The following is a 9270-nucleotide window of genomic DNA, read 5'->3' as shown; positions in this document are numbered from 1 at the left end:
GCGTCGGAGGGCGGGGTGGCGGGGGTCTTGGTCTCGGTCATGTCATCACGCCCTGTCCGCGACGCGCTCGCCGAGCAGGCCTTGTGGCCTGAACAGGAGCACGAGGATGAGGAGTACGAAGGCCCAGACGTTGGCCCAGCTCTGGCCGCCGAGCTGCTGCATGCCGGGGATGTCGCTGATGTAGGCGGAGGCCAGGGTCTCGGCGATGCCGAGGACGACGCCGCCGAGCATGGCGCCGTAGATGTTGCCGATACCGCCCATGACGGCCGCGGTGAAGGCCTTGAGGCCCATCAGGAAGCCCATGCGGTAGTCGATGTTGCCGTACTTCAGGCCGAACGAGACTGCGGCGACGGCGGCGAAGAAGCCGCCGATGGCGAAGGCGACGACGATGATGCGGTTGGTGTCGATGCCCATGAGCTGCGCGGTGTCCGGGTCCTGGGCGGTGGCCTGCATGGCGCGGCCGGTGCGGGACTTGCGGACGAACCAGGCGAGGGAGGACATGCAGACGATGGCCGCGCAGACCAGGAAGATGTCGGCGTCGGTGATGTCGACGGAGCCGATGCTGTGGGTGGCGTCGAGGCTGGGGAAGGCGCGGGACTTGTCGGCGCCGGGGTAGAAGTTGCGGACCAGTTCCTGGAGGGTCAGGGAGAGGCCGATGGCCGTGATGAGGGGCGCGAGGCGTGGTGCTTGCCGTAGCGGCCGGTAGGCGAATCGTTCGGCCCCGACCGCGACGAGGACGGAGACGATGCCACCACCGATCAGCATGAGGGGGACTGCGGCCCACATCGAGGTGCCGTCGGGCAGGATGTAGACGTAGACCGTGAGGGCGCCGAACGCCCCGGTCATGAAGATCTCGCCGTGTGCGAAGTTGATGAGCTGGACGATGCCGTACACCATCGTGTAGCCGATGGCGATCAGCCCGTACATCGAGCCTAGGAGCAGCCCGTTGGCCAGCTGCTGCGGCAGAGTGTGCACCGCATGGCCTCCATGTCGCTGGTGGTCGTATGCACTGGTCGTGTGCCTGGGGTGAATGTGAGAACGGGCCGCGCGGTCGGGGTCCTCCTTCCGCGCGGCCCGTGGTGCGGTGTTTCCTGGGCTGGGGTCAGCCGTTGAAGATCAGCCGTTGAACGTGCCGGTCTTCACGGCGACCCACTTGCCGCCCTTGACCTGGTACACGGTCAGCTGCTTGTTCTGGGTGTCGCCGTACTGGTCGAAGGAGACCTTGCCGGTGATGCCGTCGAAGTCGGACTTCTGGACGGCGTCGACGACCTTGGAACGCAGGTCGTCGCTGGCGGGCAGCTTGCCGCCGTTGGCGTCCTTGACGGCCTTCACTGCCTTGATGATGGCGGTGGCGGCGTCGTAGGAGTAGGCGCCGTAGGCACCGTAGTCGCCCTTGTAGCCCTTGGCCTTGTAGGTCGCGATGAAGCTCTTCGCGGCGGGCAGGGTGTCGGCGGGGACGCCGACGGAGGTGGCGAGGTCGCCTTCGGCGGTCTTGCCGGCGGTCTGGATGTAGGTGGTGGCGTACATGCCGTCGCCGCCGAAGAGCGGGATGTTGACGCCGGCGCCCTTGAGCTGCTTCGTGATCTTCTCGGACTCGTCGTACTGGCCGCCGTAGTACAGCAGGTCGGCGCCGGAGGCCTTGATCTTGGTGACGAGGGAGCCGAAGTCGGTGTCGCCGGTGTTGACGTGGTCGGTGCCGACGACGGTGCCGCCCAGCTTCTTGAACGCGCCGTTGAAGATGCCGGCGAGGCCGGCGCCGTAGGTCTGCTTGTCGTCGACGATGAAGGCCTTCTTCTTCTTGAGGCCGTTCCAGGCGTAGTCGGCGGCGAAGCTGCCCTGCAGTGCGTCCGTGGTCGCGGTGCGGAAGTACGTCTTGTACGGCCGCGACTTGTTCGTCTGCCAGTCCTTGCCCTGGGTCAGGGTCGGGTTGGTGTTCGAGGGGGAGATCTCGACCATGTTGGCCGAGTTGAACACCTGCTGCATGGACTGGGCGACGCCGGAGTTCAGCGGGCCGACGGCGCCGACGACGGAGGCGTCGCCGACCAGGGCCGTGGCGTTGGACTGGCCGGTGGCGGGCTGGGCCTTGTCGTCCAGGGCCTTGACCTTGAACTTGACGCCCGGGACCCAGTTGTTCTTGTTGGCGTCGTCGACGGCGATCTGGACGCCGTACTGGATGCCCAGACCAGTGGTGGAGTTCTCACCGGACAGCGGCGCGTCGACGCCGATGGTCAGCGTGGTGCCGGAGCTGCTGCCGCCGCTCTTGTTGCCGTTGTCACGGGAGCCGCAGGCGGTGAGGGTCAGAGCTCCGGTGGTCAGGACGGAGGTCAGAATCACCAAGGAACGCTTACGCACAATCAGTCCTTTCCGCAGGCACCTCCGCCCCGGTGGGGCTTCTGGTGCCGCGCATGTACCGAACTCCCGATGGAGCGGTGACTGGCCGTGACTCTAAGCCCGGTCTGTACGCATGAGCATCGCCGTGCACTGGCTTGTGACTTTCTTGTTATGACGTGGTGCACAGAGGGGTCGGAGGAAGGGGGCTCTCAGCCGTTTTGGCGGAATTTCCGTTCAGTCCGCATTCTGAGAACCTGCACTTCCGCTTGGCCGTGAGGGCAGCGGGGCGGGGGAGCGGTCGCAGGCCTTGTGAAGCACCGCGGAAAGGTCCCGGGAGTACGCGCCGTCGAAGATGAAGCTGTGGTGTTGTATTGCGCGCGTGTTACGGAGCGTTACGTCAAGAAATGGTAGGTCCGCATCGAGGGGGAGGCCGGAGCAGTCGGTCACGGAAATCCTCACCGTGACCCGGCGGGTGGTGCCCGCGGCGACGGTGAAGGCGGGTTCCGGAGTGACCCGTGCGTCGAGTCCGGCGAAGGCGGCGTCGACGACGGACAGGGTGACGGGCGGCCCGCTGTCGACCCGGACGGCGAAGCGGAACAGGCCGCTGCGGGGGTCCGGGGGCGTGACGGGGCCGAGGTAGTGCCAGCCGGTGACGTTCGCCGGGAAGGGGACCGGAGCGGCCGCAGGGACGGCCCGGTCGGGGCCGGCGCCGGGGGCCAGGAGCACGGCGGCGAGGCCGGCCGCGGTGAGGGCGGCGGCCGCGAGGGCGGCTCCCCGGGCGCGCGGTGACAGGGCGCGCCAGCGGTCGAGCGCCTGGTCGCCGAGGCGGGGCGCGTCGGCGCCGATCACGTCGTGGGCGTCGCCCGTCTCGGTCGGCCCGACGGGTTCGACCGGCCCTGTGCCGCTCATGACCGCAGCCTCATGGGAAAACGGTAGGTGAGCGGGGTGGGCCGGAAAAGGTGCCGACGGCGGCCGGGCCGGCCGGCGCCGGCGGTCGTTCGGTCAGCCGGTGGCGTCCGCGGGGGCCGCGTCGCCCGGGCGGGCGTCCCGCAGCAGGCAGGTCAGCCGGGCGCTGCACACCCGCCGGCCCTCCTCGTCGCTGATGACGATCTCGTACGTGGCCGTCGAGCGGCCCCGGTGCAGCGGGGTGGCCACGCCGGTGACCAGCCCGGAGCGCACGCCCCGGTGGTGGGTGCAGTTCAGGTCGACGCCCACCGCGAGCTTGGAACTGCCCGCGTGCAGCATCGAGCCGACCGAGCCCAGTGTCTCGGCGAGCACGGCGGACGCGCCGCCGTGCAGCAGGCCGTAGGGCTGGGTGTTGCCCTCGACGGGCATCGTGCCGACGACGCGGTCGGCGGAGGCCTCGATGATCTGGACGCCCATCCGGGTGCCGAGGTGCCCGGCGGAGAACAGCGCGGGGAGGTCGACGCCGAGTGCCGCGTACTCGTCGATGACCTCCTGCGGGAACGTCACGTGCTGCTGCTCGCCCATGGGCCAGGCTCCGTTCGTCGGGATCAGTCGTGCAAGTCGCCTGAGCAAACGCTCAGTCGGTTGCCGATTGTTCCAGACGGACGACGACGGACTTGCTGGCCGGGGTGTTGCTGGTGTCGGCGGTGTGGTCCAGCGGGACCAGGACGTTGGTCTCCGGGTAGTAGGCGGCCGCGCAGCCGCGTGCCGTCGGGTAGTGCACGACCCGGAAACCGGGCGCCCGCCGCTCCACTCCGTCCTTCCACTCGCTCACCAGGTCGACGTACGACCCGTCGGCCACTCCCAGTCGCCGCGCGTCCTCGGGATTGACCAGGACCACCCGGCGGCCGTTCCTGATGCCCCGGTAGCGGTCGTCGAGGCCGTAGATCGTGGTGTTGTACTGGTCGTGCGAGCGCAGGGTCTGCAGCAGCAGCCGGCCCTCGGGCAGTTCCGGGTACTCCACGGGGGCCGCGGTGAAGTTGGCCTTGCCGGTCTTCGTCGGGAAGCGGCGCTCGTCGCGCGGGGCATGCGGGAGGGCGAAGCCGCCGGGGCGGGCCACGCGCGCGTTGAAGTCCTCGAAGCCGGGCACCACCCGCGCGATGCGGTCGCGGATCGTGGCGTAGTCCTTCTCGAACTCCTCCCACGGCACCACGCTGCTGTCGCCCAGCACGCGGCGGGCCAGCCGGCAGACGATGGCCGGCTCGGACAGCAGTTCCCGGCTCGCGGGCTCCAGGCGGCCGCGGGAGGCGTGCACCATGCCCATGGAGTCCTCGACGGTCACGAACTGCTCGCCACTGCCCTGGAGATCGCGCTCGGTGCGGCCCAGGGTCGGCAGGATCAGCGCACGCGCGCCCGTGACGGCGTGCGAGCGGTTCAGCTTGGTCGATACGTGCACGGTGAGGCGGGCGCGGCGCATGGCGGCTTCCGTGACCTCGGTGTCGGGAGTGGCGGCCACGAAGTTGCCGCCCATCGCGAAGAACACCTTCGCCTCGCCGTCCCGCAGCGCGCGGATGGCCCGTACGACGTCGAAGCCGTGCTCGCGCGGGGGCGCGAAGCCGAACTCCCGCTCCAGGGCGTCGAGGAAGGCGGGCGCGGGCCGCTCGAAGATGCCCATGGTGCGGTCGCCCTGCACGTTCGAGTGGCCGCGCACCGGGCACACGCCCGCGCCGGGGCGGCCGATGTTGCCGCGCAGGAGCAGGAAGTTGACCACCTCGCGGATGGTCGGCACGGAGTGCTTGTGCTGGGTCAGGCCCATCGCCCAGCACACGATCGTGCGCTTCGAGGCGAGCACCATGTCCAGGGTCTTCTCGATCTCCGCGCGCGTGAGGCCGGTCGCGGCGAGCGTCTCGTCCCAGTCGGCGGCCTTGGCCGCGGCGGCGAACTCCTCGTAGCCGTGGGAGTGTTCGCGTACGAACTCCTCGTCGACCGCGCCGTCCGTCTCGAGGATCAGCTTGTTCAGGAGGCGGAAGAGGGCCTGGTCGCCGCCGATGCGGATCTGCAGGAACAGGTCGGTGAGGGCGGCGCCCCTGAGCATGCCCTGCGGGGTCTGGGGGTTCTTGAACCGCTCCAGACCAGCCTCGGGCAGCGGGTTGACGCTGACGATCCGCGCCCCGCCCGCCTTCGCCTTCTCCAGGGCGGAGAGCATGCGCGGGTGGTTCGTGCCCGGGTTCTGCCCGGCCACGATGATCAGGTCGGCCTTGTAGAGGTCCTCCAGCAGGACGCTGCCCTTGCCGATGCCGATCGTCTCCGACAGGGCCGAGCCGGACGACTCGTGGCACATGTTCGAGCAGTCGGGCAGGTTGTTGGTGCCCAGTTCTCGCGCGAACAGCTGGTAGAGGAAGGCCGCTTCGTTGCTGGTGCGCCCTGAGGTGTAGAAGACGGCCTCGTCCGGGGAGGACAGCCGGGAGATCTCCTCGGCGATGATGTCGAAGGCCCGCTCCCAGCTCACCGGCTCGTAGCGGTCGCCTCCCTCGGGGAGGTACATGGGGTGTGTGAGGCGTCCCTGCTGGCCCAGCCAGTAGCCGCTGCGGGTCGCGAGGTCGGCCACGGTGTGCGCGGCGAAGAACTCGGGGGTGACCCGGCGCAGGGTGGCCTCCTCGGCCACCGCCTTGGCGCCGTTCTCGCAGAACTCCGCCGTGTGCCGGTGCTCCGGCTCCGGCCAGGCGCAGCCGGGGCAGTCGAAGCCGTCCTTCTGGTTGACCCGCAGCAGGGTCAGCGCGGTGCGCTTGACGCCCATCTGCCGCTGGGCGATGCGCAGGGTGTGCCCGATGGCGGGCAGGCCGGCCGCCGCGTGCTTCGGCTCGGCGACCTGCGGCGCGTCCTGGACCGGATCGCCCTTGGGCGGCTTTGTTGCCATCGCTGAGTCTCCTTCACCGGCACCCGTGTCCTACACGTCCGATCCTCGCACGCACCGGCGACAACGAGGCCGCCGGGTTTGCCGAGGACGCGGCAATGGTTGCGCACTGAGCAATCGTTGCGGAAGAGGCAACACCGTCCCGGTCGTGACCGTCGATGGCGGCCGACTGTCAGTGGGGCGTGGCAGGATCGGGGACGTGGCAGAGACAGCATCGAAGAAGACCGAGACGTCCCCCGGCGGCGACCGACCCCGCCTCATGCTCATGGACGGGCACTCGCTGGCGTACCGCGCGTTCTTCGCGCTGCCCGCGGAGAACTTCACGACGGCGACGGGCCAGCCGACGAACGCGATCTACGGCTTCGCGTCGATGCTGGCCAACACCCTGCGCGACGAGGAGCCCACGCACTTCGCGGTGGCCTTCGACGTCTCCCGCAAGACCTGGCGCTCCGAGGAGTTCACGGAGTACAAGGCGAACCGCTCCAAGACCCCGGACGAGTTCAAGGGCCAGGTCGAGCTGATCGGCGAGCTGCTGGACGCGATGCACGTCTCCCGGTTCGCCGTCGACGGCTTCGAGGCCGACGACGTCATCGCCACTCTTGCCACCCAGGCCGAGGCCGAGGGCTTCGAGGTGCTGATCGTCACCGGCGACCGCGACTCCTTCCAGCTGGTCTCCGAGCACACCACGGTGCTGTACCCGACGAAGGGCGTCTCCGAGCTGACCCGGTTCACCCCGGAGAAGGTCTTCGAGAAGTACGGGTTGACGCCCGCCCAGTACCCCGACTTCGCGGCCCTGCGCGGCGACCCGTCCGACAACCTGCCGGGCATCCCCGGAGTCGGCGAGAAGACGGCGGCGAAGTGGATCAACCAGTTCGGCTCCTTCGCCGAGCTGGTCGAGCGCGTCGACGAGGTCAAGGGCAAGGCCGGCCAGAACCTCCGCGAGCACCTGGAGGCCGTCAAGCTCAACCGCCGGCTGACCGAGCTTGAGCGGCAGGTCCAGCTGCCCAAGGCGGTCACCGACCTGGAGCGCCCCGCGTACGACCGCAAGGCCGTCGCGATGATCCTGGACACCCTGGAGATCCGTAACCCCTCCCTGCGTGAGCGCCTGTTCGCCGTCGACCCGGGCGCCGAGGAGGCCGAGTCGACCCCGATCACGACGGACGGCGTGGAGCTGGACGGCACGGTCCTCGGCACCGGAGAGCTCGCCCCCTGGCTCGCCGAGCACGGCACCGGCACGCTCGGCGTGGCCACCGTCGACACCTGGGCGCTCGGCACCGGCTCGGTGGCCGAGGTCGCGCTCGCCGCGCCCGCGGGGCCGGCCGCCTGGTTCGACCCCTCCCAGCTGGACGAGGCGGACGAGACGGCCTTCGCCGCGTGGCTGGCCGACGCCGGCAGGCCGAAGGTCTTCCACAACGCCAAGGGCGCGATGCGCGTCTTCGCCGAGCACGGCTGGAGCGTCGACGGCGTCTCCATGGACACCGCCCTCGCCGCCTACCTGGTCAAGCCGGGCCGCCGCTCCTTCGACCTGGACGCCCTCTCGCTCGAGTACCTGCACCGCGAGCTGGCCCCCGCCGCGGCGGCCGACGGCCAGCTGGCGTTCGGCACGGACGACGGCGCCGAGGCCGAGGCACTGATGGTCCAGGCCCGTGCCGTCCTCGACCTGGGGGAGGCCTTCGAGGGCCGGCTCCAGGAGGTCGGCGCCGCGGACCTGCTGCGGGACATGGAGCTGCCCACCTCCGCACTGCTGGCCCGGATGGAGCGGCACGGCATCGCCGCCGACCGGGCCCATCTGGAGGCCATGGAGCAGATGTTCGCCGGGGCCGTGCAGCAGGCGGTGAAGGAGGCGCACGCGGCGGCCGGGCACGAGTTCAACCTCGGCTCTCCCAAGCAGCTCCAGGAGGTCCTCTTCGGCGAGCTCGCCCTGCCGAAGACGAAGCGGACCAAGACCGGCTACACCACGGACGCCGACGCGCTGGCCTGGCTGGCCACCCAGACGGACAACGAGCTGCCGGTGATCATGCTCCGCCACCGCGAGCAGGCCAAGCTCCGGGTCACCGTCGAGGGCCTGATCAAGACCGTCGCGACGGACGGCCGGATCCACACCACCTTCAACCAGACCGTCGCCGCGACCGGCCGGCTGTCCTCCACCGACCCCAACCTGCAGAACATCCCGGTCCGCACCGACGAGGGCCGCGCGATCCGCCGCGGCTTCGTGGTCGGCGACGGCTTCGAGTCGCTGATGACCGCCGACTACAGCCAGATCGAGCTGCGCGTGATGGCGCACCTCTCCGAGGACGCGGGCCTCATCGAGGCGTTCACCTCCGGCGAGGACCTGCACACCACGGCCGCCTCGCAGGTGTTCGCCGTCGAGCCCGGCGCGGTCGACGCGGAGATGCGCCGCAAGATCAAGGCGATGTCGTACGGCCTGGCGTACGGGCTGTCGGCCTTCGGCCTGTCCCAGCAGCTGAACATCGACGCGGGTGAGGCGCGGGCCCTGATGGACGCGTACTTCGAGCGCTTCGGCGGCGTCCGGGACTATCTGCGCCGGGCGGTCGACGAGGCGCGAGCGACGGGATACACGGCGACCCTCTTCGGCCGCCGCCGCTATCTGCCCGACCTCAACAGCGACAACCGGCAGCGCCGCGAGGCCGCCGAGCGGATGGCCCTCAACGCGCCGATCCAGGGCACGGCGGCGGACATCGTCAAGATCGCCATGCTGAAGGTGGACGACGCGCTGCGCGAGGCCGGCCTGAAGTCCCGCATGCTCCTGCAGGTCCACGACGAAATCGTCCTGGAGATCGCCCCCGGGGAGCGTGCGGCCACGGAGGAGATCGTCCGCCGCGAGATGTCCGACGCCGTCCACCTGAACGTCCCGCTGGGCGTCTCGGTGGGCGCGGGCCCGGACTGGGAGTCGGCGGCGCACTAGCCTGCGGCGGCCGAGCAGGGGGTTCGTCGCCGCGAGGTCGTACTGCGACGAGCCCCCGGCTCAAGGCCCGGTCACTCACGTGGCCCCCGTCAGCACGCCCCCCGCCCCCGGGGCCCGTAAGGATGCGGGCATGGGTATACGCATGCTCCACCGCCGCCCGGCGGGAGCGCAGGGTGCCGCACCGGTGTCCGTC

Annotated in this window: 6 protein-coding genes; 1 reads left to right on the top strand and 5 read right to left on the bottom strand. The window is 70.2% G+C overall.

The features are described 5' to 3' along the window. Positions 1-45 precede the first annotated feature (45 nt). The 5 genes from GRC12_RS37835 to GRC12_RS37815 all read right to left on the bottom strand — a co-directional run bounded on the left by GRC12_RS37835 (position 46) and on the right by GRC12_RS37815 (position 6154). Entirely contained in the window at positions 46-975 is a 930-nt protein-coding gene (locus GRC12_RS37835; protein WP_208784775.1) for a branched-chain amino acid ABC transporter permease, read from the bottom strand. Between the two features lie 141 nt (positions 976-1116). After that, entirely contained in the window at positions 1117-2337 is a 1221-nt protein-coding gene (locus GRC12_RS37830) for a branched-chain amino acid ABC transporter substrate-binding protein (protein WP_208784776.1), read from the bottom strand. 228 nt (positions 2338-2565) lie between these two features. After that, the gene (locus tag GRC12_RS37825) at positions 2566-3240 is read right to left on the bottom strand and encodes a hypothetical protein (RefSeq protein ID WP_208784774.1); all 675 of its coding nucleotides are present in this window, start codon (positions 3238-3240) and stop codon (positions 2566-2568) included. 93 nt (positions 3241-3333) lie between these two features. Beyond that, positions 3334-3822 (bottom strand): hotdog fold thioesterase, encoded by a 489-nt coding sequence (locus GRC12_RS37820; RefSeq protein WP_208784773.1) that lies wholly within the window; start codon positions 3820-3822, stop codon positions 3334-3336. Between the two features lie 52 nt (positions 3823-3874). After that, positions 3875-6154 carry an FdhF/YdeP family oxidoreductase gene (locus GRC12_RS37815; protein WP_208784772.1) on the bottom strand — a complete coding sequence of 760 codons (2280 nt, stop codon included), beginning with the start codon at positions 6152-6154 and terminating at the stop codon, positions 3875-3877. A gap of 196 nt (positions 6155-6350) precedes the next feature. On the opposite strand from GRC12_RS37815, the gene polA reads away from it, so the two are divergent. Then, positions 6351-9077: a DNA polymerase I gene (gene polA, locus GRC12_RS37810; RefSeq protein ID WP_208784771.1), complete on the top strand. Its 2727-nt coding sequence runs from the start codon at positions 6351-6353 to the stop codon at positions 9075-9077. Positions 9078-9270 lie beyond the last annotated feature (193 nt).

Source organism: Streptomyces griseorubiginosus, from assembly GCF_017614965.1.
In the GTDB taxonomy this organism is placed as follows: Bacteria; Actinomycetota; Actinomycetes; order Streptomycetales; family Streptomycetaceae; genus Streptomyces; species Streptomyces griseorubiginosus_B.
The sequence above is the reverse complement of the archived record's forward strand: the minus strand, read 5'-3'. Positions and strand labels throughout refer to the sequence as shown.